General features: G+C 62.9%; 29 protein-coding genes. 19 read left to right on the top strand and 10 right to left on the bottom strand.

The window, feature by feature from the left end; translation table 11 throughout:
- Nucleotides 1–29: 29 nt before the first annotated feature.
- The 9 genes from gnd (at nt 30) to MesoLj_RS05900 (ending at nt 9795) form a co-directional block, all read left to right on the top strand.
- Nucleotides 30–1046 (top strand): phosphogluconate dehydrogenase (NAD(+)-dependent, decarboxylating), encoded by a 1017-nt coding sequence (gene gnd / locus MesoLj_RS05940; RefSeq protein WP_202325400.1) that lies wholly within the window; start codon nt 30–32, stop codon nt 1044–1046.
- Nucleotides 1047–1068: 22 nt separating this feature from the next.
- Nucleotides 1069–2445, top strand: coding sequence for a glucose-6-phosphate dehydrogenase (gene zwf / locus MesoLj_RS05935; protein WP_140776026.1), 1377 nt, complete (start codon nt 1069–1071; stop codon nt 2443–2445).
- A 14-nt stretch (nt 2446–2459) separates the two neighbouring features.
- Nucleotides 2460–3164 (top strand): ROK family protein, encoded by a 705-nt coding sequence (locus tag MesoLj_RS05930; RefSeq protein ID WP_202327184.1) that lies wholly within the window; start codon nt 2460–2462, stop codon nt 3162–3164.
- Nucleotides 3165–3376: 212 nt separating this feature from the next.
- A complete protein-coding gene (locus MesoLj_RS05925; RefSeq protein ID WP_056574785.1) occupies nt 3377–3841 on the top strand; it encodes a MucR family transcriptional regulator in 465 nt (154 codons plus the stop codon).
- A gap of 126 nt (nt 3842–3967) precedes the next feature.
- Nucleotides 3968–5068, top strand: coding sequence for an aminotransferase class I/II-fold pyridoxal phosphate-dependent enzyme (locus MesoLj_RS05920; RefSeq protein WP_202325399.1), 1101 nt, complete (start codon nt 3968–3970; stop codon nt 5066–5068).
- 158 nt (nt 5069–5226) lie between these two features.
- Complete coding sequence (locus tag MesoLj_RS05915; RefSeq protein ID WP_202325398.1) at nt 5227–6465, top strand: MFS transporter; 1239 nt, start codon at nt 5227–5229, stop codon at nt 6463–6465.
- Between the two features lie 458 nt (nt 6466–6923).
- Nucleotides 6924–7823, top strand: coding sequence for an ABC-three component system protein (locus tag MesoLj_RS05910; protein WP_202325397.1), 900 nt, complete (start codon nt 6924–6926; stop codon nt 7821–7823).
- Entirely contained in the window at nt 7823–8065 is a 243-nt protein-coding gene (locus tag MesoLj_RS05905) for an ABC-three component system middle component 6 (RefSeq protein WP_202325396.1), read from the top strand. The genes MesoLj_RS05910 and MesoLj_RS05905 overlap by 1 nt, the downstream gene beginning before the upstream one ends.
- On the top strand, nt 8062–9795 hold the full coding sequence (locus tag MesoLj_RS05900; RefSeq protein ID WP_202325395.1) for a DUF2326 domain-containing protein: 1734 nt from the start codon (nt 8062–8064) through the stop codon (nt 9793–9795). Before MesoLj_RS05905 ends, MesoLj_RS05900 begins: the two co-directional genes overlap by 4 nt.
- A 177-nt stretch (nt 9796–9972) precedes the next feature.
- Here the strand turns inward: MesoLj_RS05900 and MesoLj_RS05895 are convergent, their stop codons facing one another.
- The 6 genes from MesoLj_RS05895 to hemC form a co-directional block, all read right to left on the bottom strand.
- The gene (locus MesoLj_RS05895; RefSeq protein WP_202325394.1) at nt 9973–10689 is read right to left on the bottom strand and encodes a glutamine amidotransferase; all 717 of its coding nucleotides are present in this window, start codon (nt 10687–10689) and stop codon (nt 9973–9975) included.
- 18 nt (nt 10690–10707) lie between these two features.
- Nucleotides 10708–11187, bottom strand: a complete 480-nt coding sequence (locus tag MesoLj_RS05890) for a tellurite resistance TerB family protein (protein ID WP_056574771.1) — start codon at nt 11185–11187, stop codon at nt 10708–10710.
- Between the two features lie 52 nt (nt 11188–11239).
- Nucleotides 11240–12841, bottom strand: coding sequence for a heme biosynthesis protein HemY (locus MesoLj_RS05885; protein WP_202325393.1), 1602 nt, complete (start codon nt 12839–12841; stop codon nt 11240–11242).
- Nucleotides 12842–12851: 10 nt separating this feature from the next.
- Nucleotides 12852–14315, bottom strand: coding sequence for a COG4223 family protein (locus MesoLj_RS05880; protein WP_202325392.1), 1464 nt, complete (start codon nt 14313–14315; stop codon nt 12852–12854).
- 109 nt (nt 14316–14424) lie between these two features.
- A complete protein-coding gene (locus MesoLj_RS05875; RefSeq protein WP_202325391.1) occupies nt 14425–15141 on the bottom strand; it encodes a uroporphyrinogen-III synthase in 717 nt (238 codons plus the stop codon).
- A gap of 2 nt (nt 15142–15143) precedes the next feature.
- Complete coding sequence (gene hemC, locus MesoLj_RS05870; protein WP_202325390.1) at nt 15144–16070, bottom strand: hydroxymethylbilane synthase; 927 nt, start codon at nt 16068–16070, stop codon at nt 15144–15146.
- 157 nt (nt 16071–16227) lie between these two features.
- Between hemC and tsaD the strand changes: the two genes are divergently transcribed.
- Genes tsaD through MesoLj_RS05835 form a run of 7 tightly spaced genes read left to right on the top strand, consistent with a single transcriptional unit; the run spans nt 16228 to nt 21019 of the window.
- A complete protein-coding gene (gene tsaD, locus MesoLj_RS05865; RefSeq protein ID WP_202327182.1) occupies nt 16228–17313 on the top strand; it encodes a tRNA (adenosine(37)-N6)-threonylcarbamoyltransferase complex transferase subunit TsaD in 1086 nt (361 codons plus the stop codon).
- Nucleotides 17310–18326 (top strand): NAD(P)H-dependent glycerol-3-phosphate dehydrogenase, encoded by a 1017-nt coding sequence (locus MesoLj_RS05860; protein ID WP_202325389.1) that lies wholly within the window; start codon nt 17310–17312, stop codon nt 18324–18326. Before tsaD ends, MesoLj_RS05860 begins: the two co-directional genes overlap by 4 nt.
- 52 nt (nt 18327–18378) lie before the next feature.
- Complete coding sequence (locus tag MesoLj_RS05855; protein WP_140776038.1) at nt 18379–18675, top strand: YciI-like protein; 297 nt, start codon at nt 18379–18381, stop codon at nt 18673–18675.
- 39 nt (nt 18676–18714) lie between these two features.
- Nucleotides 18715–19140 carry an EVE domain-containing protein gene (locus tag MesoLj_RS05850; protein ID WP_202325388.1) on the top strand — a complete coding sequence of 142 codons (426 nt, stop codon included), beginning with the start codon at nt 18715–18717 and terminating at the stop codon, nt 19138–19140.
- Nucleotides 19137–19793, top strand: a complete 657-nt coding sequence (locus MesoLj_RS05845) for a class I SAM-dependent methyltransferase (protein ID WP_202325387.1) — start codon at nt 19137–19139, stop codon at nt 19791–19793. The genes MesoLj_RS05850 and MesoLj_RS05845 overlap by 4 nt, the downstream gene beginning before the upstream one ends.
- Nucleotides 19794–19845: 52 nt before the next feature.
- Nucleotides 19846–20262, top strand: coding sequence for a DUF1761 domain-containing protein (locus tag MesoLj_RS05840; protein WP_202325386.1), 417 nt, complete (start codon nt 19846–19848; stop codon nt 20260–20262).
- Nucleotides 20263–20275: 13 nt separating this feature from the next.
- Nucleotides 20276–21019: a glycosyltransferase family 25 protein gene (locus MesoLj_RS05835; RefSeq protein ID WP_202325385.1), complete on the top strand. Its 744-nt coding sequence runs from the start codon at nt 20276–20278 to the stop codon at nt 21017–21019.
- 20 nt (nt 21020–21039) lie between these two features.
- Here the strand turns inward: MesoLj_RS05835 and gcvA are convergent, their stop codons facing one another.
- Nucleotides 21040–21972 (bottom strand): transcriptional regulator GcvA, encoded by a 933-nt coding sequence (gcvA, locus tag MesoLj_RS05830; protein WP_140776043.1) that lies wholly within the window; start codon nt 21970–21972, stop codon nt 21040–21042.
- Nucleotides 21973–22136: 164 nt separating this feature from the next.
- Here gcvA and MesoLj_RS05825 point away from each other — a divergent pair, with 164 nt between their 5' ends.
- Complete coding sequence (locus MesoLj_RS05825; RefSeq protein WP_202325384.1) at nt 22137–22379, top strand: hypothetical protein; 243 nt, start codon at nt 22137–22139, stop codon at nt 22377–22379.
- A 137-nt stretch (nt 22380–22516) separates the two neighbouring features.
- Here the strand turns inward: MesoLj_RS05825 and MesoLj_RS05820 are convergent, their stop codons facing one another.
- Nucleotides 22517–23053, bottom strand: a complete 537-nt coding sequence (locus MesoLj_RS05820; protein WP_181180136.1) for a L,D-transpeptidase family protein — start codon at nt 23051–23053, stop codon at nt 22517–22519.
- Between the two features lie 144 nt (nt 23054–23197).
- Between MesoLj_RS05820 and MesoLj_RS05815 the strand changes: the two genes are divergently transcribed.
- Together MesoLj_RS05815 and MesoLj_RS05810 are read left to right on the top strand one after the other, a co-directional pair.
- Nucleotides 23198–23881: a response regulator transcription factor gene (locus tag MesoLj_RS05815; RefSeq protein WP_023737980.1), complete on the top strand. Its 684-nt coding sequence runs from the start codon at nt 23198–23200 to the stop codon at nt 23879–23881.
- Between the two features lie 183 nt (nt 23882–24064).
- Nucleotides 24065–24520 carry a Crp/Fnr family transcriptional regulator gene (locus tag MesoLj_RS05810; RefSeq protein WP_140776046.1) on the top strand — a complete coding sequence of 152 codons (456 nt, stop codon included), beginning with the start codon at nt 24065–24067 and terminating at the stop codon, nt 24518–24520.
- Nucleotides 24521–24625: 105 nt separating this feature from the next.
- On the opposite strand, the gene MesoLj_RS05805 is transcribed toward MesoLj_RS05810, so the two are convergent.
- Both MesoLj_RS05805 and MesoLj_RS05800 read right to left on the bottom strand, forming a co-directional pair.
- Nucleotides 24626–25432 carry an exodeoxyribonuclease III gene (locus tag MesoLj_RS05805; RefSeq protein WP_056574724.1) on the bottom strand — a complete coding sequence of 269 codons (807 nt, stop codon included), beginning with the start codon at nt 25430–25432 and terminating at the stop codon, nt 24626–24628.
- Nucleotides 25433–25674: 242 nt separating this feature from the next.
- The gene (locus tag MesoLj_RS05800) at nt 25675–26355 is read right to left on the bottom strand and encodes an outer-membrane lipoprotein carrier protein LolA (RefSeq protein ID WP_172347927.1); all 681 of its coding nucleotides are present in this window, start codon (nt 26353–26355) and stop codon (nt 25675–25677) included.
- Between the last annotated feature and the right edge of the window lie 52 nt (nt 26356–26407).

Here is a 26407-nt window from a genome sequence, read left to right as displayed (position 1 = left end):
TTCTTTCCTCAAACAATCGGGACGAAACCATGCAGATCGGAATGATGGGACTGGGCCGGATGGGCGCCAACATGGTCCGCCGCCTGATGCGCGACGGCCATGAATGCGTCGTCTACGACATCAACCCTGCCAGCGTCACGGCCCTGGTGAGCGACGGCGCCCTGGGGGCGGCATCCCTGACGGAATTCGTCGGCAAGCTCGCCAAGCCGCGCTGTGTCTGGCTTATGCTGCCGGCGGCGATCACCGGCAAGATCATCGATCAGGTCGCGGCGCTGATGGAGCCCGGCGACATCGTCATAGACGGCGGCAATTCCTATTATCACGACGCCGTCGACCAGGCCGCGAAACTGGCCACCAAGGGTATCCATCTTGTCGATGTCGGCACCAGCGGCGGTGTCTGGGGCCTGGAGCGTGGCTACTGCCTGATGATCGGCGGCCCGGTCGTGGCGGTGCAGCACCTCGATTCCATCTTCGCCACGCTGGCGCCGGGCGCCGATGCCGGCTCGCCCGCTCCCGACAAGGCGGCCGGGACCGCGCCCTTCGGCTACCTGCATTGCGGACCGAGCGGCGCCGGCCACTTCGTCAAGATGGTGCATAACGGCATCGAATATGGCGTCATGGCCGCCTACGCCGAAGGCATGAACATCCTGAAGTCGGCCAATGCCGGCAAGCGGCAACGGACGGCGGACGCCGAGACCAGCCCGCTGGAGAACCCGCAATATTATCAGTTCGACATCGACCTTCCCCAGGTGGCCGAGGTCTGGCGCCACGGCAGCGTCATCGGTTCCTGGCTGCTCGATCTCACCGCCGGCGCGCTGAAGAGCGATCCTGGCCTGGCGAATTTCGGAGGCCGCGTTTCGGATTCGGGCGAAGGCCGCTGGACGCTGAAGGCGGCGATCGATACCGGCGTCCCGGCGCCGGTGCTGTCCTCGGCCTTGTTCGACCGCTTCTCCTCGCAAGGTGAATCCGAATTCGCCGACAAGCTGCTGTCCGCCATGCGTTATGCCTTCGGCGGCCATGTCGAGAAGCCAAAGGCTGGCCAGTGACGCCGCAGGGGGAGACACACGCATGAGCCAGGAACGGTCCGACACGCTGGTGCTCTTCGGAGCGACCGGCGACCTCGCCCACAAGAAAATATTTCCGGCACTTTACCAGATGGTCGCCAAGGGCACGCTCACCGAACCGGTGATCGGCGTCGCCTTCGACGCCTGGGATTTGAAGCAGCTTCAGGATCGCGCCCGCGACGGCATCGTCAATGCGTTGGGCAAGATCGACGAGAAGGTGTTCGCCAAATTCGCCTCGCTGCTGCGCTATGTCAGCGGCGACTATCGCGACCCGGCCACGTTCGAGAAGCTGAAGACCGCGCTTGGCAGCGCCCAGCGGCCGCTGCACTACATGGCGGTACCGCCGACCATGTTCGAGACCGTCGTGCAGGGCCTGGAGCAGTCCGGCACCGCGCATGGCGCGCGGCTGATGGTGGAAAAACCCTTCGGCCACGATCTGCAATCGGCGCGCTGGCTGAACCGCGTGCTGCACCTGGTGTTCGACGAACAGTCGATCTTCCGCATCGACCACTATCTCGGCAAGGAAGCGATCCAGAACCTGCTCTATTTCCGTTTCGCCAATTCCTTTCTCGAGCCGATCTGGAACCGCAACTTCGTCGAGAGCGTGCAGATCACCATGGCCGAGGATTTCGGCGTCGAGGGCCGCGGTAAATTCTATGACGATGTCGGCTGTATCCGGGACGTAATCGAGAACCACCTGCTCAACATCCTCCTGCTGCTGGCCATGGAACCTCCGGTCGGGCGCTCCGCCGACGACCTGATCGACGAGAAGGTGCAGGTGCTGCGCGCGATCCGCACGCTGACCAGGGACGATGTCGTGCGCGGCCAGTTCACCGGCTACCTCGCCGAGCCCGGCGTCAAGCCGAACTCGCCGGTCGAGACCTTCGCGGCGGTGCGCTTCTTCGTCGACACCTGGCGCTGGCAGGACGTGCCGTTCTTCATCCGTGCCGGCAAGAACATGCCGGTGCATGTCACCGAGGTGGTGGTGCGGCTGAAGCGGCCGCCGCTCGATGTCTTCGACCCGATCAAGCCCGCCGACCAGAATTATGTGCGTTTCCGCATCGACCCGCAGGTGGTGATCGCCATCGGCGCCCAACGCAAGGCGTCCGGCGACGACATGGTCGGCGAGCAGGTGGAACTGACGGCGCTCGACGACAGCAAGGCCGACATGCCGCCCTACGAGCGCCTGATCGGCGACGCCATGAACGGCAACGGCCAGCTCTTCACCCGCCAGGACGCGGCCGAGCTCGCCTGGCGCATCGTCGGGCCGGTGCTTGGCGACACCACGCCGCCGCATCTCTACGAGCCGAAAACATGGGGGCCGGCAGACGCCATGGCCGGCTTCGGGCCGCCCAATGGCTGGATCGATCCGGTGGCATGAGCGGAGGCGACCCGATGGCCAAGGCGGTGAAGCGAGCAGCAACCGGCCCCGAGCAGATCGTGCTGGCGATCGACATTGGCGGCTCGCACGTCAAGATCCTGACCAGTGCCGGCGGCACGGAGCGCCGGGACGATTCCGGCCCGGACCTGACGCCGCAGCAGATGATCGACAAGGTGAAGAAGCTCGCCGAGGGCCTGTCCTACGACGTCATATCGATGGGCTATCCGGGCCCGGTGCGTCGCAACAAGCCGGTGCTCGACCCGATGAATCTCGGCAAGGGTTGGGCCGGCTTCGATTTCGCGGCGCAGTTCGGCAAGCCGGTCAAGGTGGTCAATGATGCGCTGATGCAGGCCATTGGCAGCTATGAAGGCGGGCGCATGCTGTTCCTGGGCCTCGGTACCGGCCTCGGCGCGGCGATGGTCTTCGACAATGTCGGCCAGCCGATGGAGCTCGCCCATCTTCCCTACAGAAAAGGCCGGAGCTTCGAGGACTATGTCGGCGAGCGCGGCCTGGAAAAGTACGGCAAGAAGAAGTGGCGCAAATACGTCTTCGACGTCGTCAACCGGCTGCGCGCCGCTCTGCAGCCAGACTATGTCATCATTGGCGGCGGCAATGTCGACAAGCTCGACGAGTTGCCGGCCGAGTCCAGGCGCGGAGACAACACACGCGCCTTCGAAGGTGGATTTCGTCTGTGGCGAGACAAGGCCTTGATCGTCTGATATTATTACAGTTTAGTATAGTTGTTCAAAATAACGTGTGACGGCGCGCTAAATCATTGCGTTACGCAGATTTGCCGACTAGGAGTTTCGCCGCACTGCCCGGCGTGCTCCAGTGGATACGCTCAAGACGCTTCAGCATTTTTGATTTTGTGCCTCGTCCTGTCGAAAGCGATTCTGATTTTCGAGGCCGTGCGCCACAGACGGAGGATACATTGACCGACGATAGCAACGACGCTCGCAAAGACATCGACCTTCTCGAGCTGACCGCCCACATCGTGTCCGCTTACGTCGAGAAGAATCGCCTGCCCGTCTCCGGCCTTGCCGACCTCATCGCCAGCGTCGCCACCTCGATCGGCGGGCTCGGCAAGCCGGCCGTGCCAGTGGCGGCCCCGCTGGTTCCCGCTGTCAACCCGAAGAAGTCGGTGACGCCGGATTTCATCATCTGCCTCGAGGACGGCAAGAAGTTCAAATCGCTGAAGCGTCATCTCGGCGTGCATTTCGGCCTGACGCCGGACGCCTATCGCGCCAAATGGGGCTTGCCGGCGGACTATCCGATGGTTGCGCCCAACTATGCGGCCTCGCGCTCGGAACTGGCGAAGTCGATCGGCCTCGGCCGCAAGGCCGTCGAGGTGGTGCCCGTCAAGGCCAAGGGCCGGAAGGCCAAGGTCTCGGCCTGAGAAGATCAGTCCTGAGCCAATCGATAGGACGACTGGAACAGAAGCCTGCCGGCGAATTCGCCTTGGCAGGCTTCACGTTTTTGTGGCTTGGATGAACCGGACAGGTTTTTCGGGGGAAGCGAAGCCATGAACTACACCAGGATGGTGATCGAGAAGGAAGCGCCGGAGGAATACGGCTACGACCGTATTCGCTACAATCTCTCCGAAAGCTCGATCGCCGATCAGAAGCTTTCCGACATTGGCCTGTCGCTGCCGGACCTGACGCTGTTCTACGGCGAGCATCGCGGCGACAAGGACTTGCGCGCGCTGGTCGCGGCGCAGGATACCGGCATTTCGCCCGATGATGTGCTGGTCACCGCCGGTGCCGCCGGGGCGCTGTTCATCATCTCGACCTCGCTCTTGTCGGCGAGCGACCATCTCGTCGTGATCAGGCCCAACTACGCCACCAACATCGAAACCCCGAGGGCGATCGGCTGCGCCATCAGCTTTGTCGACCTCGCCTTCGAGAACGGATTTGCCATCGATGTCGAGGCCATCAAGGCGGCGATCCGGCCGAACACGAAACTGATCAGTGTCACTTGCCCGCACAACCCGACCGGCACGATGATGTCACGTGCCGATCTCGACGCGCTGGTGGCGCTCGCCGAGGCCAATAACTGCCATTTGCTGGTCGACGAAACCTATCGCGATCTCTCGTATGGCAGGCGCCTGCCGTCGGCGGCCTCGCTGAGCAAGAAGGCGATCAGCGTCTCGTCGCTGTCCAAGGCCTTCGGCATTCCCGGCATCCGCATCGGCTGGCTGATCACCAGGGATGCCGCCCTTCAGGAGACATTCCTCGCCGCCAAGGAGCAGATCGGCATCTGCGGCAGCGTCATCGACGAAGGCATTGCGCGCGGCATGCTGGAGCGCCGGGATACGTTCCTGGGCGCGCTGCTGCCCGAGATGGCCAAGCGCCGCGATATCGTCCAGGCCTGGATCGACCGCGAGCCGCTGGTCGACTGGGTGCGGCCCGAGGGCGGTGTCGTCGGCTTCCCGCGCCTCAATGTCGAACCCGGCTTCGACCTCGACCGCTTCTATGGGAACCTGCTGGAAAACCACGGCACCTATGTCGGTCCCGGCCACTGGTTCGAAATGGAAAAGCGCTTCTTCCGCGTCGGCTTCGGCTGGCCGACGGAAGCCGAGTTGAAAGGCGGGCTCGAAGCCATTTCGGCGGCGCTGCGGCAGTAACTTCCTCGTGCAGTCGAAGGAAAAGGTGCAAGGTCCCTTGATCCTGCACCGATTTTACCGCATATGCGCGCCGAACTTTACTAAGTTTCATTGGCCGGAACAGCGCCCATTCGGGAAGTGCCCCGCCAGCCGGTGCAATCGCAACGGGGCCTCATTCCATGACATCCGTACAAACTTCGCCGGAGCAGCGCTACGCCGCCTTCCGGCACAAAGCCTTCCTCAGCTACTGGACGGCACGCTTTCTCACCACTTTCGCGACCATGATCGTGTCCGTCGCCGTCGGCTGGCAGATCTATGATTTGACGCGCGATCCCTTCGACCTTGGCATTGTCGGCATCGTCCAGTTCCTGCCGTCGCTGCTTTTGGTGCTTGTCACGGGTGTCGTCGCCGACCGCTTCGGCCGCCGCCTGATCATGGCTCTGGCAACGGTGGTCGAGGCAAGCTGCGCGCTCGTGCTCCTGTACTTCACGCTGCACGGCCTCGTCAGTCCGCTGCCGATTTTCGTCATTCTGGCGCTGTTCGGCATGGCGCGCGCCTTCTACGGGCCGGCCTCGTCGTCGCTGTTCGCCAATCTGGTGCCGCCGGAGGATTTCGGCAACGCGATTGCGTGGAACTCGTCCGCCTGGCAGACGGCGACGATCGTCGGCCCTGTCGCCGGCGGCCTGCTCTATGGCGTCTCGGCCGAAGCCGCATACGCCGTCGCCTCCGTGCTGATGCTGGTGGCCGGTCTGCTGATCTTCACCATTCCCAAGCCCGCCCAGCAGACCGCCACCGACAAGCCTACGATGGAGACGCTGTTTGCCGGCTTCCGCTACATCTGGAGCGAGAAGATCGTGCTCGGCGCCATCTCGCTCGACCTCTTCGCCGTGCTCCTGTCCGGCGCCTCGGCGCTGCTGCCGGTCTATGCGCGCGATATTCTTGAACTCGGCCCATGGGGCCTCGGCCTGTTGCGCTCGGCGCCCGGCATCGGCGCCATCTGCGTCGCGGTGTGGCTCGCCGGGCACCCGCTTCGCGACAATGCCGGCAAGATCATGCTCGGCTTCGTCGCGGCATTCGGCGCCTGCACCGTATTGTTTGGCCTGTCCACCGTCACCTGGCTGTCAATCGTCGCGTTGGCCCTCCTCGGCGCCACCGACATGTTCAGCGTCTACATCAGGGAGACGCTGATCCAGTTGTGGACGCCGGACGCGGTGCGCGGCCGCGTCAACGCCGTCAACCAGGTCTTCGTCGGCGCCTCCAACGAAGTCGGCGAATTCCGCGCCGGCACCATGGCGGCGCTGATCGGCACCGTGCCGGCGGTCGTGATCGGCGGCGTCGGCGCCATCGCAGTGGCGGGGCTTTGGGCTTATCTGTTCCCGGCGCTGCGAAAGGTGCGGCATCTGAACGGGCGGAATTGATTGAGTACCGGAGCCAAGCCGCTGGACCCGACGCTCAGGCTAATCAGGCTGCGCCGACGACGGCTGAGATGGGGCCGTTTCCTGACAGTCTGGTTTCGAGCCTGCACAAACGAAAGCTACCGTTCGGCAACCGATTCCATTGCGGACGTTCGCGGTCACCGACAACTGCTTGAAAGCTGTCGTTTCCGGCACACCAGCTGTCAGCGTGACGGGGCCGAGAGCGGACTATCTACCATCAGCTGGACTGGGAAATAGTCTTACAACTATCATTCTTTATCTCATAGCAACTTCTTTTGGCAAAGATAGCGAACACTGCGTCCCTCGACGGCAGGGATTTCTCGCTATTCTGTAAAATTTCGCGGCCTTTTCCACCACATAGCCAGAGTGATCACTTCACAAATTACAGCCAATATGAGCACATTCCGGGCGAGAAACATATTTTCTGGCCAGGTCATAGAATGAAAAACAAATCTGACTTCGACCTCTTCTTCGACCTCAATTTCAATTCTCTCAATCAGACCGGCTTCGAACAATGGTTCGCCACTATGGCTGCATGCGTCTATGGCGGGGACTTCGAACTCATTAAGGCAGGCGGACCGAAAGGCGACAAAAAGAGTGACGGTCGACGTCTCTCCACTGAAACTATATTCCAGTGCTATGCGCCTGAGTCGCCTGCAAAATTTGCGAGTAATGCTGCGACAAGGATGGCAGATTCATTCCCGGAGGTGGTCGAGTTTTGGCCAACGATGAGAGTTTGGCACTTCGTTCATAACAACGATGGTGGGTTGCCAACCTCGGCAAGCGACAAGATCGAAGAGCTACGGAAAGCCTATCCGAGCATCAAATTCCTCTCAGGCTCGCGGCGATTCCTGAAAGACGAGTTGCATGACAAACTATCTCTGCAGCAACTGATCCACCTTTATCCAAAGGCCGCCCTGAATATCGAAGGGGTGCAGATGGAACACATTCGCCCTCTCCTAAAGCGGATCATCACCGAACGTGGGAAGCAATTCGGTTCAACGGAGTTTGGCGAAATACCGGATAGGGCTAAGCTGGAATTCAATCGGCTTAGCGAGGCATCGAAATTCGATATCCGCAGGGCCCGGAGCAATGTGGACGTAGTGGGCCGGTTCCTAGACGGTCAAAGCAATCCGGCGGCGGTTAGCGTCATCCAGTCTGCTATGCGTGAAAAATATCTTCAGCTCGTCGACCTTGGATACGATCCTGACGATATTTTTTTCAAGTTGTGCGATTATGTTCGAAACACCGCGACGTCGGAAGAAGTCGCAGCCTCGCATGTCATCATAACCTATTTCTTTGATTCCTGCGACGTTTTCGAAAACGTGCCGGTGTCCTGATGCTTTTGCCCACGAAGCACATCAAGATTGAAAATGCACTTTTAGGGGTGGGCGCAGAAGTGTTGGCGGAACTGGATCGCCCAAAGACCGTCTCTACACTGTTTTATGACATCCAGGCGCGCCGTTCAGAGTATGAAATGACGACGATCGAATTCGACTGGTTTCTGCTAGCGGTTGACTTCCTATATGCAGTCGGTGCGGTTCGCCTAGAGGCGGGCGTCCTCAAGAAGCTCAACCAATGATCACTGAAATCTACAGCAACCTACCGAGTTTCAGAACCCTGACATTTAAACCGGGGATGAGCATCCTGCTGGCTGAGAGGCATAAGGCCTCAAGTGCACGCGACACTCGCAATGGTACCGGGAAGACCAGCATGGTCGAGCTGATCCACTTGCTAGTGCAGGATCGAAAGAACCCTGACGACGATTTTCACAAAGAAATCTTGGTGGGCCGAACATTCGGAGCGAGGTTTCGCGAAGCCAAGCACCAATTTACAATCGAACGGAGGACAAATCCTGGCAAGGATAAAGATGAGGCCTTCCTTGACGGCGCCTCAATCGATTTTAAAGAGCTTCGGTCAAGGCTAGCGCGGCAGTGGTTCGGGTTAACTGACGAGGACGCGGGAAGCATATATTCGCCCAAGTTCGGCGCATTGTTCGCATTTTTTGTACGAAAGGCGAGAAACGGGGCCTTTAATAGCCCAACCCTAAACTCATCTGACCAAAGCGCCTGGGATAGCCAGGTCAATCTCGCTTACCTTCTCGGCTTCGACTGGCGCCTAGTGCAAAAACTCCAGCTCCTCAAAGAAGAAAAGAAGAAGGCCGACAACCTTGTTGGAATGATCCGCGAAGGTTACTTTTCCAATGGCGCGCTCGATCTGAACAAGATGCAATCTCGCCTCGACATTCTTGAGGTTGAGGTGGAAAGAAAGCGCGGCGAGATCGCCTCGATGGAAGTCGTTGACGGCTATCGAGACCATCAGCAGGTTGCCAATGCAATTGCCGCTGACATCCGAGACTTGAACGAAGCAAATCTGCGGGACCTCGACCTTAATGAGAATATCAATCTGGCTTTGCAAGAGGTTGAAGAAGCGAAACTTGCTGATGTGAAAACAATGTACGAGCAGGTCGGTATTTTCTTCGCCGACCATGTCAAGCGTCGGTTCGACGAAGTGACCGAATTCCATAGAAAGCTCGCGGAAAATCGACGCGCGCAGCTGAACGACGAGAAGACTCGGGCACTACAGCGCATAAAGGACCGGCGAACTCAAATTGACCGCCTGCAGAAGGCTCTTAAGGAGAAAATGGCGATCCTGCGCTCGGGCATCGCAATTGATCGAATGACGTTGATGCAGTCCGAACTGACCGCCCTTGAAAGAGAGATGGCGGACCTCAACCAACAAATCCCGCGTCTTCGTGATGTGATTGAGGATCAGGCTCGTCTTAAGCGGCAAATTGGCGAGCAGGTGGAACTAATCGGACGCGACGTGTTGGAGCGCGAGGACGTCCGAAAATTCGCTGTCCAAGCCTTTGCCGACGTTTCTAGATGTCTCTACGACGAACCTGGTAATTTGATCATCGGGCGCTCTAAGGGTGTAGGCGGTCTCGAAATTGACACGGATATCGTCGGAAAGAAGAGCGGTGGCAAAAGCCACATGCAGGTGTTCTGTTTCGATTGGATGCTTGCCCAAGCGGCAAAGCGACACGACCGCTCGCCAGGCTTTCTGATCCACGACAGCCATATCTTTGACGGTGTGGACGGACGCCAAATCGGTCTTGCGCTCAGCTTTGCCGAGCAGAAATCCCGCGAAATTGGCATACAGTATATCGTCGCGATGAACTCCGACGACCTCGACAAAATCAAGACCGAGGAAACCGCCACCGGAGAGCCAATTTTTGATCCAGAACCGTTTATCATAGACCCCCGTCTTACGGACGATGAAGCTGGGGGACTGTTCGGCGTCCGGTTCTAGGTTAAAGACGCCCCGCTATAACAGCACTTAAGCAGTTCACGGCGAATGATCGCTATCAGGACCCGGTCACGAACGGCGAAAGGATCGACATGAGGGCGCAAAGCGGTCGTCCACGCCTGGGCAAGCGTAGTCGTCTTCGGTTCAATCCCGGCCGCTCAGAGTAACCGAGAGTTGACCCTATCCCTCAGCAGGTCTCCCAAACACCATCCGCAAAAACTCGTCCAGCCAGCGCTTCAGATGCATGTCCCAGATCAGCCGGCCGCCGAGATGGTCGCGGCCGGGCTGGGCGCCGGGCAGTTCGAAGCGATGCGCGCCGCGCACCACCCAGCGCTGCATCATCACCCTTGTCAGTTCGCCATGGAACTGGATGCCCCAGGCATTGTCGCCGTAACGGAACGCCTGGTTGGGGTAGGTATCGGCCGTCGCCAGCAGCGTCGCGTCCCTCGGCAGCGAAAAGCCCTCGCGGTGGAACTGGTAGACCATGTCGGGCCAATGCATCAGCTTCTTGCCGGCCTCGGTCGCCTTGAGCGGATACCAGCCGATCTCGACCAGCCCTTCGCCATGCCCCTCGACCTTGCCGCCGAGATGGTTGACCAGCATCTGCGCGCCGAGGCAGATGCCGAGACATGGCCGGTTCTCCTTGAGCGGAATCTCCAGCCAGTTGGTCTCGCGGCGGACGAATTCGTCCTCGTCATTGGCGCTCATCGGCCCGCCGAACACCACCGTGCCGGCATGGCCATCCAGCGTTTCCGGCAAGGTGTCGCCCAGCGGCGGCCGGCGGATGTCGAGCTCGAAACCCTCTTCGATGAGCATGTGGCCGACGCGTCCGGGGCTTGAATTCTCCTGATGCAGGACGATCAGGATTTTTGGCTTCGAAGGCGTTCCGTGCGGCATCTGCAGGCGAGATCCCGTCTATTCGTCGCTGGAGGTTCCACGCGCGCCCGGCGCATGCGCCGCCGCCTTGCGGCGCGCCTCGACCCGGTCATGGCGCTCGACGCCGATTAGCTCGGCGACACGCCAGACCGTATTGTCCTCGAGCTCGTGCAACTCGCCATCCGCATAGACGATCTCCCACATCAGGCCGATGAATGCCTTGCGCCCCTCGGCGTCGAGATGGCGCTTGAGCACGCTGGTGAAGGCATAGAGGTCGATCGCCTCGTTGTCGGCGCGTTCGCCGGCGGCGGCGAGCGCTTCGAGTTCGGCGCCGCTGATCGAATAGCTTTCCGCCAGCACCGCCTTGAACCGCTCCCATTCGACGTCCTGGCGCACGCCGTCGGCGTTCATCACATGGTAGAGCAGCGCCGAGGCGGCAACACGAGGATCGTCCGTGCTGGCATGCGCGCCGGCACCGGCCGGCAAGTCCCTGAGAAACGACAGAACGCGTTCGAACATCAATCCATTCCCAAACGGCCCAAAGGCCAAGTCAATCACCCGAAGGCCAAAATCAAAACAGCCGGAAGCGGCGCGGCGCCTTCTCCGCCTCGTCGTCCGGATCGACGCCGGGATCGTCCGGCAGGCGCGTCAGTTCTTCCGCCGGCTCCACGGCCTCGGCATCGGCCGGCACCGCCGCGAACGCCGCCGCCGTGACCGGGGTAACATCGTCTTCCCGGTTTTCGGTTTCCTTGCCCCTCGCCTCGTTGGCCGGGGCGGCATGATCGATCACGTCGATCGGCTTTTCACTGGCCGGCTTCGCCAGCGCTTCGATGACCGGCACGGCGGCGTCAGGCGCATCGTCACGGCTGTCGATCAACTGGCCAAGCCGCTCCATCGGCGCGCGCCACTCAAAGGCGTCAAGCCGTCCGGTGATCGGCGACACCGGCGCCCAGCGCTCCGACACGACACCGTCGGCCACCCAGGCCGGATCGCGCGGTGCCCGCAAAGCCTTGGAAAGCAATTGCCGAACCTTGCCCTGGTCGCCGGTCTCGGCCTCCTCGATATCGGCCAGAAGCAGATAGGCGCCCTCGCGGCGGTCCATGCGGATCGCGGCCTCGGCTTCGCTGCGGGCGGTCGAGAAATCCTGCGCGTCGAGCGCCGCACGCGCCACCGTCATCGACGATTCGGCGTGGTTCTTCTTCATTTCCTGCAGCTTCCTGGCCCTGTTGAGGCGGTCGAGCACGGCGTCACCCGGACGAGCATGGGTGTAGAGCTCGGCGATCTCGGGATGCGGCTCGGCCCTCCACGCCGTCTCCAGGATCTTGGAGCCTTTTCGCACATCGTTCTGCTTGAAGAGCGCTGCCGCGGCGGCAACGGCTGCCGGCGCGAAATCCGGCCTGAGCTTGTTCGCCTCAAGCGCCGCTGTCCTGGCGGCGGCGGGATCGCTCTCGGCGAGCGATTGCGCCTTGGCGGTCAACAGCACGGCGCGACGGCGGCTGGCGGCGTCGCGTTCGATCTGCCGCGTCGACTTCTGCGCGTCGACCAGTTTCAAGGCACCGTCCCAGTCACCGCGCGCCGTCAACTCCTCAAGCGTGGATTCGGCCGCCCAGGCAAGTTGCGGCGCAACGGCGGCGGCACGGCCTGCATAGTGGCGGGCGGCATTGCGGTCGCCCAGCCGTTCGGCTTCGAGATAAAGCCCGCGCAGGCCGAGCAGCCGCATTTCGGGATCGTCGAGCATGCTCTCGAATTTCTGCCGCGCGCCTTCATGGTCGCCTTCGAGCAGCGACGCCTGCGCCTCGAGCAGATGGATCAGCGGCTCCTGGTCGGAACGGATCAGTTTGGCCGCTTCCTTGGTCTTCTTGCGGGCCAGCGCGCCATCGCCGGCGCCGGCGGCGATCATGCCTGTCGACAGCGCCTGGTAGCCGCGGTCGCGGCGGCGCACGCGGAAATAGCGCGAGATGGTATAGGGGCTGTTCCACAGCGACCTGACCAGCCACCACAGGATCATCACCGCGGCGACGACGGCCACGATTGCTACCGCCGCCACCATCAGGCTGACCTGGTACTGGTAGCCGTTGAAGGTGACGACCATGTCGCCCGGCCGGTCGGCCAGCCAGGCAAAGCCCAGCCCGAGCGCGAAGACGACGATGAGGAAGGCGAGCAGGCGGATCATCGTTTTGCCCTCATGCCTTCATCGCGCCGGAGATCAGGGCGTCGACCTGGGTTTCGACCTCGATGCGCGCCTTCAGTTTGCCGGCAAACTCGGCGCCGGCGGCCTTCGCGGCCTCAGGCAGCGAATTATACTCGCTGAGCGCCTTGGCATAGTCGCCCTGGGTGACCGCTACTTCCATGCGCGCCACGGTTTCGGGTGCACCCACACCCTCGACAGCGCCGATCGGGCGGACCTTGACCAGCGATTGGGCGCTCGACATCAGGTTCTGCAGGAAGCCGGCATTCTGGTCGACCGGCGTGGCGGCGGCGACCATGGCATTGGCGGCGGCATCCATCTGCGAGGCGATTTCGGTGCGGGTCGGAACGCCCTTCTCGGCATAGGGCCGCAAGGTCGCGAGTTCAGGCGCGTTGGGAGAGATCGCGGCCAGCGTATCGAGTTCCGCCGAGAACGGCGCACCGCGTTCGAGCGCCGACTTCAAGGCCGACGCGGCAATGGCGAGCGCGATCTTGGGCTGTCCCGCCGCCGCCTCGACCTTGTCGGAAAGCTGCGACACCGATTGCTCCAGCGCGGTCAGCCGGCCGTCCTGAGCCTTCGCCGCCTCGCCGGACGATTTCACCAGCGCGTCGAGACCGGCCAGTTTTTCATTGAGCGGGCCGAGATCGACCGGTGCGGCGCTGCCGGCCTTGCCGAGAGCGGCGAGCGCGGTTTCGATCTGCTTGACCTTGTCGCCAAGCGCGGCAAGCCCGGCACTGTCGCCCGCGCCACCCTGTTCGACTGCCGATTTCAGTGCCGCGACATCGGCCTTTACCTGCTCCAGACCCGAGGAAAGCCCAACCATCTTGGCCGCCGCGTCATTGTTGCCACCGGTTTCCTTCAGGCCGGCGATTTCGCTCTTCAGCGAGGCGATCTCGCCATTGACGCCATCCAGCGAAACACTGGCGCCGGAACCGGGCGCGCCGAGCAGGCCTGCAAACTGCAGGCCGCCGGCGCCGACCAGCGCGATGACGCCGCCGATAAGGCCGGCGGCAATACCGTTGACGCCGCTACGCTTTGCCGGAGGAGGAGTCGGCGCCATTTTTTCGCCCCGCGTCTCGGTTCTTGCCTTGCTGTCGTCGGCGCGCTTTGCCGACGCGTCCTCGAAATTATAGTCCGAGGCCTTGGCGCCGTTGGATGGCGCATCCGAACCGGGATAGGGCAGCTCCGGCCCAGTGGCTTTGGCCTCCACGGGCGGCTCTGTCCCGGCCTGCCCGGCGGCATCGGCGTGTTCCCAGGGTTCAAGGTCGATCTGGTCGGCATGCACCGGCTCTTCGGGAATCTCTGCTTCAGACCCTTCCGCGGCCTGGGCTTCTTCGCTTGTCGCTGACGGCTTCGCGGCATCCTCGTCGACGATACGGGAGACGGCGCCGGGTTCGAGATCGATGGTCACCGGCTCGCGGCGGCTTTTCGAGTGTCGCATCTTCGGCGTCTTGACCATGCCTGGCTCCGCAAAATTCGCTTCGTCTCAACGCCTGGCGGCGCGTGATGGTTCACAAAGGGTCTAGCACATCACCAAGCGGTGAAAAGGGGCGGTGTGATGACGCGGGTCAGCGGGGCGGCGGCAAAAGTGCCAGCAGGGCTCCCTCATCGGGCTCTTCGGCGACGCGGATTGCCTTGCCGCCACTGTCGTCGAAGGCAGCGGCGATACGCGCGGAAAGAGCGAAAAAGCGTGTGTTTTCAAAAGCCCCTTGCAAGGCAGGCCGTGTGGCCAGGCCCTGCATCGCGGCGGCCGCCTTGGCCGAATAGAGCAGCACCGCATCGACCGGTCGGCCGGACAGAAGCGCAAGGATGGTGTCATCCGAATGCCGCACCGGAAGCGTGTCATACGTCTCCACGGCGTGGACCAGGACTCCAGCCGCTTCGAGCCTCTGCTCGAACACCGGAAACCGCACATGGCCGCAGGGATAAACGATTGCCTTGCCGGGGAACGCGGCCGCAAGGCTATCGGCAAGCGCCTCGGCATCGCCGGCGCCTTCAACGACCGACGAGAACCCCATCTTGCGCGCCGCTTCGGCGGTCCTGGCCCCCACGGCGTGGCAAGGCAGGGCGGCAAGCGCCGCGATCACGTCCTTCGGGGCATGACGCAAGGCATTGGCGCTGGTGACGGCAACGGCGGCAGCGTCATCTGGAATCAGCCCGGCATCGACAGGCAAAGCCGCCGTTTCAGTCAGGGGCAGGAGAACCGGCTGAAAGCCTGTGTCCTGAAGCCGCCGGGCCGTGCGCGAGGCGCCCGGTTCCGGTCTGGTCACCAGGACGCGAAGCATGTTCAGACCCAGCCGTCGAAGAACTTTTCGCCGGCCTTGGCCCGCACCGTCCGCGCGGCCTCATCGCCGATGCGGGCGGCATCCTGTGCTGCCCCTTGCAGTTCGACCGTGTGCGACTGCGTGCCGTCGGGCGAGATGATCAGGCCTGTGAAAGAAAGCTTTCCGGCCTCGATCGCCGCATAGCCGGCGATCGGCGTGCGGCAGGAGCCGTCGAGCGCCGCCAGGAAAGCGCGTTCGCAGGCGAGTGCCTGTCCGGTCGGCACATCGTGGATCGCCACCAGCATCCTCTCGGCAGCGCGATCGCCGATGCGCGTCTCGATGCCGATCGCGCCTTGGCCGGGCGCCGGCGGGAAGATCTCGAGCGGCATCAAATCGGTGGCAACATGTTCGAGCCCCAGCCGCTTCAGCCCGGCATAGGCGAGGATGGTTCCGGCCGCGACGCCTTCGTCCAGCTTGCGCAGCCGCGTCTGCACATTGCCGCGGAACATCACTACATCGAGATCCGGCCGCATGCGGCGGATCAGCGCCTGCCGCCTCAGCGACGAAGAGCCCACCTTGGCCCCGCGCGGCAGTTCGGCGATTGTCTTCACCGCCTTGCCGACAAAGGCGTCGCGCGCATCCTCGCGCGGCAGGAAGGCGGAGAGCTCCAGGCCGTCGGGCAATTGCGTCGGCATGTCCTTGGACGAATGCACGGCGATGTCGATCGCGCTGGCGAGCAGCGCTTCCTCGATCTCCTTGGTGAACAGGCCCTTGCCGCCGGCCTCCGACAGGGGACGGTCCTGGATGCGGTCGCCGCTCGTCGAAATGACGACGACCTCGAAGGCTTCCGCCGGCATTTTATGCGCGGCCATCAGCCGCGCCTGCGTTTCATGCGCCTGGGCTAGCGCCAGCGGGCTGCCGCGTGTTCCGATTTTCAAGGTTGTTTGCATGGCGCGCGGTCCGTGATAACCCCCGGCCAGAGCATTTTGCAGCCAAGTGGAGCCACCTGGCGTCGCGGAAATGCGGCTGGAATAACCGAGGCCTTTTCGGGCTTTCTCCTAACGGGGAAAGGCCCGATAAACAATCTCTTGGGATAGCGACGAATTGATCCGTGTTCTGGGCATTGAGACGAGTTGCGACGAGACAGCCGCCAGTGTCGTGGCGCTCGAAGGCGACGCCGCGCCGAAAATCCTGTCTAACGTCGTGCTTTCCCAGATCGAGGAGCATGCCGCCTTCGGCGGCGTCGTGCCCGAGATTGCCGCGCGCGCCCATGTCGAGGCGCTGGACGGCATCATCGAGGCGGCCCTTGCCGATTCGGGCACGGCCCTTGGCGACATCGATGCCATCGCCGCCACCGCCGGCCCCGGCCTGGTTGGCGGCCTCATCGTAGGGCTGATGACGGCCAAGGCGATCGCCGCGGCGGCGGGCAAGCCGTTGCTCGCCATCAACCACCTGGAAGGCCATGCCTTGACGGCACGGCTGACCGACGGGCTCGAGTTTCCCTATTTGCTGCTGCTCGTCTCCGGCGGCCACACGCAGATCCTGGCCGTGCGCGGCGTCGGCGACTACCAGCGCTGGGCCACCACCATCGATGACGCGCTCGGCGAGGCTTTCGACAAGACCGCCAAGATGCTCGGCCTGCCCTATCCCGGCGGCCCGAATGTCGAGAAGGCGGCACAGAGCGGCGACGCCACGCGCTTTGCCTTTCCCAGGCCGATGAAAGGATCGGCGCAGCCCGATTTCTCCTTCTCCGGCCTGAAGACCGCCGTGCGCCAGGCCGCGACGGCGATCGAGCCGCTGAGCGACCAGGATATCGCCGACATCTGCGCCTCGTTCCAGGCGGCGGTCGCCGATGCGCTCGCCGACCGCGTGTCGCGCGCGTTGGCACGGTTCAGCGAAACATTTCCCGGGACGAAAACCCCGGCGCTGGTCGTCGCCGGCGGCGTCGCCGCCAACCGCACGATCAAGGCGACGCTGGAGCGGCTCTGCGCCCAGGCCGGTTTCACCTTCGTCGCGCCGCCGCTAAAACTTTGCACCGACAATGCGGCGATGATCGCCTGGGCCGGCATCGAACGCCTGCGCAAAGGCATGGCGCAGGAGAACGGCTTCGATTTCGTGCCGCGTTCGCGCTGGCCGCTGGACAGCATCTCGGCGCCGATGGTCGGCTCCGGCCGGCGCGGAGCCAAGGCATGACGGCTGAAGCCAAGAACAATCCAGGCAAAAGCGGCTGGCGTGTCGCTGTGCTGGGCGGCGGCGCCTGGGGCACGGCACTGGCGCTGGCCATGCTGCGCGCCGGACACGCGGTGCGGCTCTTCGCGCGCGACCCGGAAACCGTGGCCGCGATCGGCCGGGGCCAGAACCCGCGCTACCTGCCCGGCATCGCGATTGCGCCCGCCATCGAAGCGACATCGGACATCAGGATGGCGCTCGCCGGTGCCGATTGCGTGTTGGCGGTGACCCCGGCGCAGTCCTTGCGGGCGACGCTGGCGGCCGCGAAGGACCATATTCCGGACGGCATCCCGCTCGTTCTCTGCGCCAAGGGCATCGAGCGCGACACCGGCGCCTTGCTGTCGGCGATTGTCACCGAGATCCTGCCGCGAAATCCCGTCGCCGCCTTGTCAGGCCCGAGCTTCGCCACCGATGTCGCCCGAGGCCTGCCGACAGCGGTGGTGGTGGCCGCCGGCGACGAGGCCCTGGCGGCCGACCTCGCTGCCCGCTTTTCCGCGGAGAACCTGCGCTGCTATTCGAGCGACGACCTGATCGGCGTCGAGATCGGCGGCGCCCTGAAGAATGTCTTTGCCATCGCCGCGGGTGCCGTCACCGGCGCCGGGCTCGGCGCCAGCGCCCAGGCCGCGATGGTGACGCGTGGCTTCGTCGAACTGCGCCGCATCGGCGCCGCCTTCGGCGCCCGGCCAGAGACCCTGATGGGGCTTTCCGGCCTTGGCGACCTGCTTTTGACCTGCTCGTCGGCGCAATCGCGCAATTTCGCCTACGGGCTTGCGCTCGGGCAAGGCAAGGCGCTTTCCGGGCTGCCGCTGGCCGAAGGCGTGCCGACGGCGGCGATCGCCGCTCGCATCGCCGCCGAACGCGGCATCGACGCTCCGATCATCGCCGCCGTCGCTGCCATACTGGACGGCACCATCACCATCCGCCAGGCTGTGACGGCCTTGATGACCCGGCCGCTCAAGACCGAAACCAACGATTGATCCCCCAAATTTCAATCCCCCTAGCCTCAATCCCAAGACCAGGAGAAAAACCATGCTGTTTGCTTTGATTTGCAAGGACAAGCCGGGAAGCCTGCAGGTGCGCCTCGACACGCGGCCCGAGCATGTCGCCTTTCTCGAAGGGCTGAATGGCGACAAGAAACTGGCCTTTGCCGGTCCGTTCCTCGATGCCGACGGCAAGCCCAATGGCAGCCTCGTGGTCGTCGAGGCGCCGGATCTGGCAGGGGCGCAAGCCCTGTCGGCCGCCGACCCTTATGCCAAAGCCGGACTGTTCGAAAGCGTCGAAATCCGTCCGTGGAACTGGACGTTCAACAAGCCGGCGGCTAGTTAATCCCGGTCGCTCGCAGCAGGACCGCAAGGAGGAGAAGAAATGAACTACTGGCTGTTCAAATCGGAGCCGTTCAAGTTCTCCTTCGAGATGCTGAAGGCCAAGGGCAAGGCCGGCACGCAGTGGGATGGCGTACGCAATTACGCCGCCCGCAACAACATGAAGGCCATGCAGATCGGCGATCTCGGCTTCTTCTACCATTCCAACGAGGGGCTGAACGTGGTCGGCATCGCCGAGGTCTGCGCGCTCGCCCATCCCGACACCACGTCGGATGATCCGCGCTGGGAATGCGTCGATGTCCGCGCTTTCAAGGATGTGCCAAACCCGCCGACGCTGGCGGAGATCAAGGCCAACGCGAAGCTTGCCGATATGGCGCTGGTGCGGCTTGGACGGCTTTCCGTGCAGCCGGTCACCCCGGCCGAATGGAAGGAAGTCTGCCGCATGGGCGGCCTGACGCCTGCTCCGTGACGGCACTCACCCCGCACGGCGCCAGGCAATTCATCCTCGACAACACGGCGCTGATGGCGCCGCCGCATGTGGCTGAGATTCTGCTTCATCTTGCCGATGAAGCGCACGATCTTTGGCAGCGCACCGAGGACGAACTGGTCGAGATCGGCCTGCCGCCACCCTTCTGGGCCTTTGCCTGGGCCGGCGGCCAGGGCCTCGCCCGCTATATCCTGGACAATCCCGACACGGTGCGGGGCAAGCGCGTGCTCGACTTCGCCTCGGGTTCCGGCCTTGTTGGGATCGCCGCCGCCAGGGCGGGTGCCGCCGAAGTGACCGCCGCCGACATCGATCCGTTCTGCGCCACCGCCATACGCCTCAACGGCGAGGCCAATGGCGTCGGCATCGATTTCCTCGGCACGGACTGCATCGGCACCGATGCGGGCTGGGACGTGATCCTCGCCGGTGACGTTTTCTACGACAAATCCTTCGCCGACCGCCTCATGCCATGGTTTGCAACGCTCAAGGCGCGTGGTGCCGAGATCCTCGTCGGCGATCCCGGCCGGTCGTACCTGCCAAGATCAGGGCTGGAACCGCTTGCGGTCCATGAGGTCGCCGTCACGCGAGCATTGGAGGATTCCCTGGTCAAGTGCACCACCGTCTGGCGCTTTGCTTGACGCCACCGCCGAACAGGCGTTTCCATAAAATCCGCATCGGAGGGGCAAGCTCATGGATTTTTCGGCGGTGAACTGGCTGGCGGTGATCGCCGCCGCCATCTTGGCCTGGCTGTTCGGCGCCGCCTGGTACATGGCCCTGAGCAAGCCGTGGCTGAAGGCGGCCAGGCTCGATCCGGCGACAATGAAGAAATCGCCGCTGCCTTTCGTCATCAGCTTCATCGCCGAACTGGTCATGGCCTATATCATGGCCCTGGTCGTCGGCGCGGTGACCGGCGGTGAGCCGACACTGCTTGCCGGGCTTGTCTTCGGCTTCGTGCTCTGGCTGGGTTTCGTCGCGACAACGCTGTCGGTCAACCATCGCTACGAGAATTTCGGCTGGGACCTGACCCTCATCGATGGCGGCCACTGGCTGGGTGTGCTGTTGATCATCGGCACGGTGATCGGCTGGTTCGGCGCCGCGGCAAGCTGAGAGTGGGTTGACGATGGCAGACGAGTCCGGTTTCCCGCGCGACCTGGTGTTCACCCGGGTCTGCCACGTCAAACAGGGCTATGACGACCGGCGCCGCCACATTGTCCGCGAGTTCGAGCGGCGCGGCGTGCCGGTCTATTTTTACACGGACTGGGACCGTCCGGATATCACTCAGGAGATTCGCGACGAGTTGATCGCGCCCGCCTTTACCCACCCGCCGGCCGTCTCGCTGGCGCTGAAGCATGTCGGCATCTGGCGCGATTTCCTCGAGACCGACCAGCCTTATTGCCTGGTGTTCGAGGACGACGTGTTCCTCGCCCGCGACTTCGTCGCCAAGTTCCGGCAGGGACTGGTTGAGCTCGGCAGCCCCAAGCGCAAGGCCGTCATCTATCTCGGCAATGGCAGCAACTACTACACGCCGAGCTGGGAACTGCGGAGGGGTCAAAGGCTCTACCCGGCACTGCATGCCAGATGCACCGATTCCTACCTCATCACCCGTCCGGTCGCCGAGGCCCGTTGCGCCTGGATCGCCCAGAACAAGATATACACGTCGATCGACCACCAGGTCGAACAGATGGACGAGAAGCTTGGCATTGAAATGCTGTGGTTCGAACGGCCGATTGTCGAACAGGGGAGCGAGAATGGAGCGTTTCAAACCTCCATTTCCGCGAAGAGATACCCGCGTTTGTACAAAAGCCTGAAATGGAAGTGGAAGAAATACACCCGCATGATCTTCGGCCACAACGCCAGGTCGTGAGCTGAATTGGCCGTGATGATCTATGCCTTGTCCATCGTTCGCGTCCTGGCCACTTCCTCCAGGATCCATTCACGGAAAGCGACGATGCGGGGGTCGTCGACCATCGCCTGAGGATAGACCAGGAAGTAGGCGTATTCGGGCGCGACCTTGATGCTGAGCGCGAAGGGCTGCACCAGCCGGCCTTCGGAAAGGTCGTTCGCCACCATGGCGAAATCGGCGAGTGCGACGGCGTTGCCGTCGAGCGCCGCCTGGACCGCATCCGTGGAGGTGCCGAAGACAACGGTGCGGCTGTCGTCGAAATCGTCGACACCGGCCGCCGCCATCCACATGCGCCAGTTCGGCCATGTCACGCCCTGCCGCGCCCATTCGATATGGGCGAGCGTGTGGAGGAAGAGGTCGCGCGGTTCGCGCAGCGGTGGCCCGGACGCCAGCAGGCCTGGGCTGCACACCGGAATGATGATGTTGTCGAACAGGCGGTGCGCGCAAAGCCCCGGATACTTGCCGGCGCCGAAGCGGATGCCGACATCGACATCATCCAGGTCGAAATCACGCAGCCCGTAGGCGATGTCGAACCTGAGCTCGATCCCCGGCCTTTGCTTGCGGAAATCCTCGACGCGCCGCATCAGCCATTTCGCCGCGAACTGGGCATCCAGCGTGACCTTCAGGAACTCCGTCCCGCGTGCCATCTTGCGCGCCCGCATGACCGCCCGACCAAGCAGGTCGAGCGTGTCGGTCGCGGCCTCGAACAGCACCGTGCCCGCCTCCGTCAGACGGATGGTGCGGCTGGTGCGCGTGAAAAGCACGATGCCGAGCTGATCCTCGATTTCCTTGATCTGGTGGCTGACCGCGGCCGGCGTCAGCCCAAGCTCGTCGGCGGCGCGGGTGAAATTGAGGTGACGCGCAGCCGCCTCCAGCGTCCTCAACGCCCGCGTTCCCGGCAGCAGGGTTGCCATCAGCGCGCGACCCGGGGAAAGCGTTCCATGGCACTTCAATCCTCAAATAAAACTTGATGATTGAGAAAAAACTACTCGTTTCCTTCCAAGATTTCAATCCGGCATGATGCGGGCACTGAAACACCATCAAACCGGATTTGAAGTCCGGAAGAACGGATCACACCATGTCTCACATCGCTCTTCACCCCGCTTATACCGCCCGGTCGGCACGGCTGTCGGCGATCCGCGACTGGCTGCGTCAGGCCAGGGTCGCGGTCAACCTTCCGCACCAGAACGTCGAGGACCTCTCCGATCGCCAGTTGCGCGACATCGGCGCCGGGCGCACGGACATCGCCCGCGCCATGGACCGCGAGATCGGCCGGCTGGGTCTGCTCGACATCGGCTGGCAGCAGCCGAGACGGAGGTGAATGGGAGAGTAAGGCAGTACGGCAGTAGGGGGAAGCCAAGGCAGCATCGGAAGTCACACCCTACTGCCCTACTGCCCTACTGCCCTACTGCCCTACTGCCCTACTGCCCTACTGCCCTACTGCCCTACTGCCCTTTCCTACCTCACCACCCTCACCACCGTCCGGGCCGACAGCAGCGGCAGCAGCCGCGCCATCGTGCGTGCGCTCACCGCGACGCAGCCTAGCGTCGGCGTGAAACCGGGACGCGCCAGGTGGAAGAAGATGGCGCTGCCGCGCCCCCTGCGGCGTGGCGCGATGTTCCAGTCGAGCACCAGGCAGGCGTCATAGAGATCGTCGTCGCGCCGCATGCGTTCGTGGCTGGCACGGTAGGGGATTCTGACCGGACGGTTGTAGTTGCGGTCGTCAGGCACTTCGCACCAGCCGAGATCGGGCCCGATCGGCGTCATCGCCAGACGCGTCCGGCGGCCGCCGGCGAACTGATCTCCCCGGAAATAACCCGACAGGATTCGCATCGAGCCGAGCGGCGTGGCGCCGTCGCCCTCGCGCTTGTCGGCCGAGATGCCGCCATGCCCCAGCGCACAGGCAAACACCGCATTGCCGGCCTGCAGCAGGCCCTGGCTGGGATGGCCGGGCCTTGCCCGCACGGTCAGCACGCGCAGCCGTTTTACCAAAATTGAGGCGGCTGCATTGCGATCGCGTTTTTTCTTGTATGATCGTGCCACGGAACAAATCACTGTGATCGGCTATTGTGTCGGCCAGCTTCCGCATAAATACGCAGCGGTCAACTGAATTTCATTTTCAAAACAACGGATTGATCCATGACTTCACGCACCATCCTGATCGTCGACGACGATGACGACCTGCGCGGCACGCTGGTCGAGCAACTCGCCCTCTACGAGGAATTCGACGTGCTGCAGGAAGCGACTGCGGCAAAAGGCGTCGCGGCGGCACGCGGCGGCCTCATCGACCTGCTTATCATGGATGTCGGCCTGCCCGACATGGATGGCCGCGAGGCCGTCAAGATCCTGCGCAAGGGCGGCTACAAGGCGCCCATCATCATGCTGACCGGCCACGACACCGATTCGGACACGATTCTTGGTCTCGAGGCCGGCGCCAACGACTATGTGACGAAGCCTTTCCGCTTCGCGGTGCTGCTGGCGCGCATCCGCGCCCAGTTGCGCCAGCACGAGCAGAGCGAGGACGCCACCTTCTCGGTCGGTCCCTACACCTTCAAGCCCAGCCAGAAGCTGCTCATCGATCCCCGTGGCGGCAAGGTGCGGCTGACGGAGAAGGAAGCCTCGATCATCAAATATCTCTATCGTGCCGACCAGAAGGTGGTGACGCGCGACGTGCTGCTCGAGGAGGTCTGGGGCTACAATTCCGGCGTCACCACGCACACGCTGGAAACCCATGTCTATCGTCTGCGCCAGAAGATCGAGCGCGATCCTTCCAATGCGGAAATTCTTGTGACAGAAAGCGGCGGCTACAAGCTGGTTCCTTAAACATTTCATTATCCAATGAGCAATTCCAGGAAAAGTGTGGGCGGTTTTCCGTCCGGAATTGCGAAAAACTAAAGGAATAGAGCGGTCTGGGCGGGACCGCTTTCGGGTGCGATCCTGTTGGAGGGTATTCGGGATCGGCTCGTGAAGGAGGATTGGACTGACCGTTCGGGGACGCAGCTAGAGATGGCGTTGGATGACGACATCCGCATCCTGTCCGCCGTGAGGCTCTTCGAGGGTTTCACGCAGGAACAACTGCGCCTGCTCGCCTTCGGCGCCGAGACCACCGTAGTGCGGGCCGACCACAAGCTCTACCGCGAGGATGACGAGGCCGATTCGGCCTATATCGTGGTCAGCGGGCGCATCGTGCTCTATCGCGAGCAGAATGGCCAACGCATCCCGATCGGCGAGGCCGGCCCCGGCACGATGCTCAGCGAACTGGCATTGATCGCCGACACCAACCGGCTGACCAGCGCGTCGGCCGAAATCGACTCGGAGGTGATCCGCCTCAGCCGCAAGATGTTCCGCCGCATCCTGGAGGAATATCCCGAAGTCGCGGTGAAACTGCACCAGCGCATCTCCGAGGAATTCCAGGCCATGATCCGCCGTATCGAGGAACTGGCGTCACGGTTTTCAGGGTGAGATGCCGGCAATCATCGGTCGCAGCCAGGAACTATCCTTCGACATTTAGCTGGAGCCGCCCTCCACTCTTCGTCATCCTGGGACGAAGCAGGAGCTTCGGCACACCTAGTCCAGATCGAACCGCGCAATGACGGGCACATGGTCCGAGGGGCGGTCCCAGCCGCGTGCCGCCCTCAGGATTTCGTAGCCGGCGAAATCCGGCACCAGGTTGGGCGACGACCAGACATGGTCGAGCCGCCGGCCCCGGTTCGACGCTTCCCAGTCCTGCGCGCGATAACTCCACCAGGTGTAGAGCTTCTGGTCCGATGGCACGTTGAGCCGCATCAGGTCGACCCAGTTGCCGGCCAGGCGCATCGCCTCGAAGTTTTCGGTCTCGACCGGCGTATGGCTGACCACATTGAGCAATTGCTTGTGCGACCAGACGTCGTGCTCGAGCGGGGCGATGTTGAGGTCGCCGACCAGCACCGAAGCGGACACCTCGTTGTGCTCGGCGCGGATGGCGTTCATCTCCGCGACGAAATCGAGCTTGTGCTTGAATTTCTTGTTGATTTCGGGATCCGGCTCGTCGCCGCCCGCCGGAACGTAGAAATTGTGCAGCAGGATCGTCTTGCCGCCGGCGCGCACCGTCACCGACAAATGCCGGCTGTCCTCGATCTCGCAGAAACGGCGCTTTTCGACCACCTCGATCGGGCGCCGCGCCACGGTGGCGACGCCGTGATAGCCCTTCTGGCCATGGAAGGCGATGTGCCCGTAGCCGAGCTTGCGGAATGCCTTTTCCGGAAACAGTTCGTCCGGAACCTTGGTCTCTTGCAGGCACAGCACATCGGGGGCGTACTCATCGAGCAGGCGTTCGACGATCGGCATGCGCAGGCGCACGGAGTTGATGTTCCAGGTGGCGATCGAAAAGGGCATTGGCAATCCGGGACAGCGTACTTCCAGCCAGGACCGATGAATCCTGGCGGAGAAGACGCCTTTTGAGGGAGTCAGTCCGGAAACTGCCAGCCGGGCGCCACAAAGACAAGCCGAAGCGTGTTGCGAACCTTTTGAGATCGGTCAAAGGCCGCCCCAACTTCGTCAGCCCTGGGCGAAGCAGGCGCGCAGCGCCGTCGCGGAGACCCTGGGATGACGAAAGCAGGGGCCTGCCGAGTTGGCGATCAGCGAGTCTTGGTGTTCAGCTCGCGGTTGGCCGTATAGTCGATGGCAAAGGTGTCGGCGGCGAAGCTGACGCCTTCCTTGGTATTGAAGATCATCACCGTGGTGTCCTTGCCTTGGGCGTCGGTGATCGTCCACTGGCGCAGATCGTAGGTCTTCGGATCGAACATCATGGTGATCATCGCATTACCGAACACCGACTTGTCGGCGAGCTTGATGGTGGTGAGATCGTCTTCTTCCTTGACGCTCTTGACCCGATCGCCGGAGAGGTCGATGCGGTCGTCGAGCAGCAGCTTCAGCGGCGTCTTCGACAGCGGATAGAGATCCGACGTGTTCAGCTTCTTGTTGAGGATGACCACCGACTTGCCGTCGGAAATCACCCGGAAATTCGACGCTCCGTCATAGTTGAAGCGGATCTTGCCCGGCCGCTCGAGGAAGAACTTGCCGCCGGTCTGCTCGCCCTTGGGGCCGAACTGGACGAATTCGCCGCTCATCGATTTGACCGCGGAAAAATGGTCGGCGATTTTCTGCGCGGCCGTGGGCACGGCCGCCTGCGCCGAGGCCAGCAACTGGAACCCGGGCACCACATTGATGGCGGCGGCACCCGCAAAGGCAAGGCCGAGACCGAGCAGCTGACGACGGGTCGGGGCAAAATCGCTGAGTGCGGAAAGATCGTTCTTCATGTCGGTCACTCGCTTGATGATTCTGTGTCTGTCGCTGTCCTGAACCCCCAGT

This window comes from Mesorhizobium sp. 113-3-9, from assembly GCF_016756515.1.
In the GTDB taxonomy this organism is placed as follows: Bacteria; Pseudomonadota; Alphaproteobacteria; order Rhizobiales; family Rhizobiaceae; genus Mesorhizobium.
This window is presented reverse-complemented; position numbering and strand designations above follow the sequence as displayed.

What these genes read in the sequence shown, in the direction of transcription:
- MesoLj_RS05835 (WP_202325385.1), top strand. Translation starts at nt 20,276, where the DNA reads ATGGCAGACGAGTCCGGTTTCCCGCGCGACCTGGTGTTCACCCGGGTC.
- MesoLj_RS05890 (WP_056574771.1), bottom strand. Translation starts at nt 11,187, where the DNA reads ATGTTCGAACGCGTTCTGTCGTTTCTCAGGGACTTGCCGGCCGGTGCC.
- MesoLj_RS05805 (WP_056574724.1), bottom strand. Translation starts at nt 25,432, where the DNA reads ATGCCCTTTTCGATCGCCACCTGGAACATCAACTCCGTGCGCCTGCGC.
- MesoLj_RS05910 (WP_202325397.1), top strand. Translation starts at nt 6,924, where the DNA reads ATGAAAAACAAATCTGACTTCGACCTCTTCTTCGACCTCAATTTCAAT.
- MesoLj_RS05895 (WP_202325394.1), bottom strand. Translation starts at nt 10,689, where the DNA reads ATGCCGCACGGAACGCCTTCGAAGCCAAAAATCCTGATCGTCCTGCAT.
- MesoLj_RS05930 (WP_202327184.1), top strand. Translation starts at nt 2,460, where the DNA reads ATGGCCAAGGCGGTGAAGCGAGCAGCAACCGGCCCCGAGCAGATCGTG.
- MesoLj_RS05860 (WP_202325389.1), top strand. Translation starts at nt 17,310, where the DNA reads ATGACGGCTGAAGCCAAGAACAATCCAGGCAAAAGCGGCTGGCGTGTC.
- MesoLj_RS05875 (WP_202325391.1), bottom strand. Translation starts at nt 15,141, where the DNA reads ATGCTTCGCGTCCTGGTGACCAGACCGGAACCGGGCGCCTCGCGCACG.
- hemC (WP_202325390.1), bottom strand. Translation starts at nt 16,070, where the DNA reads ATGCAAACAACCTTGAAAATCGGAACACGCGGCAGCCCGCTGGCGCTA.
- MesoLj_RS05810 (WP_140776046.1), top strand. Translation starts at nt 24,065, where the DNA reads ATGGCGTTGGATGACGACATCCGCATCCTGTCCGCCGTGAGGCTCTTC.
- MesoLj_RS05920 (WP_202325399.1), top strand. Translation starts at nt 3,968, where the DNA reads ATGAACTACACCAGGATGGTGATCGAGAAGGAAGCGCCGGAGGAATAC.
- MesoLj_RS05900 (WP_202325395.1), top strand. Translation starts at nt 8,062, where the DNA reads ATGATCACTGAAATCTACAGCAACCTACCGAGTTTCAGAACCCTGACA.
- MesoLj_RS05840 (WP_202325386.1), top strand. Translation starts at nt 19,846, where the DNA reads ATGGATTTTTCGGCGGTGAACTGGCTGGCGGTGATCGCCGCCGCCATC.
- MesoLj_RS05815 (WP_023737980.1), top strand. Translation starts at nt 23,198, where the DNA reads ATGACTTCACGCACCATCCTGATCGTCGACGACGATGACGACCTGCGC.
- gnd (WP_202325400.1), top strand. Translation starts at nt 30, where the DNA reads ATGCAGATCGGAATGATGGGACTGGGCCGGATGGGCGCCAACATGGTC.
- MesoLj_RS05885 (WP_202325393.1), bottom strand. Translation starts at nt 12,841, where the DNA reads ATGATCCGCCTGCTCGCCTTCCTCATCGTCGTCTTCGCGCTCGGGCTG.
- MesoLj_RS05800 (WP_172347927.1), bottom strand. Translation starts at nt 26,355, where the DNA reads ATGAAGAACGATCTTTCCGCACTCAGCGATTTTGCCCCGACCCGTCGT.
- MesoLj_RS05915 (WP_202325398.1), top strand. Translation starts at nt 5,227, where the DNA reads ATGACATCCGTACAAACTTCGCCGGAGCAGCGCTACGCCGCCTTCCGG.
- MesoLj_RS05880 (WP_202325392.1), bottom strand. Translation starts at nt 14,315, where the DNA reads ATGGTCAAGACGCCGAAGATGCGACACTCGAAAAGCCGCCGCGAGCCG.
- MesoLj_RS05905 (WP_202325396.1), top strand. Translation starts at nt 7,823, where the DNA reads ATGCTTTTGCCCACGAAGCACATCAAGATTGAAAATGCACTTTTAGGG.
- zwf (WP_140776026.1), top strand. Translation starts at nt 1,069, where the DNA reads ATGAGCCAGGAACGGTCCGACACGCTGGTGCTCTTCGGAGCGACCGGC.
- gcvA (WP_140776043.1), bottom strand. Translation starts at nt 21,972, where the DNA reads ATGGCAACCCTGCTGCCGGGAACGCGGGCGTTGAGGACGCTGGAGGCG.
- MesoLj_RS05825 (WP_202325384.1), top strand. Translation starts at nt 22,137, where the DNA reads ATGTCTCACATCGCTCTTCACCCCGCTTATACCGCCCGGTCGGCACGG.
- MesoLj_RS05850 (WP_202325388.1), top strand. Translation starts at nt 18,715, where the DNA reads ATGAACTACTGGCTGTTCAAATCGGAGCCGTTCAAGTTCTCCTTCGAG.
- MesoLj_RS05855 (WP_140776038.1), top strand. Translation starts at nt 18,379, where the DNA reads ATGCTGTTTGCTTTGATTTGCAAGGACAAGCCGGGAAGCCTGCAGGTG.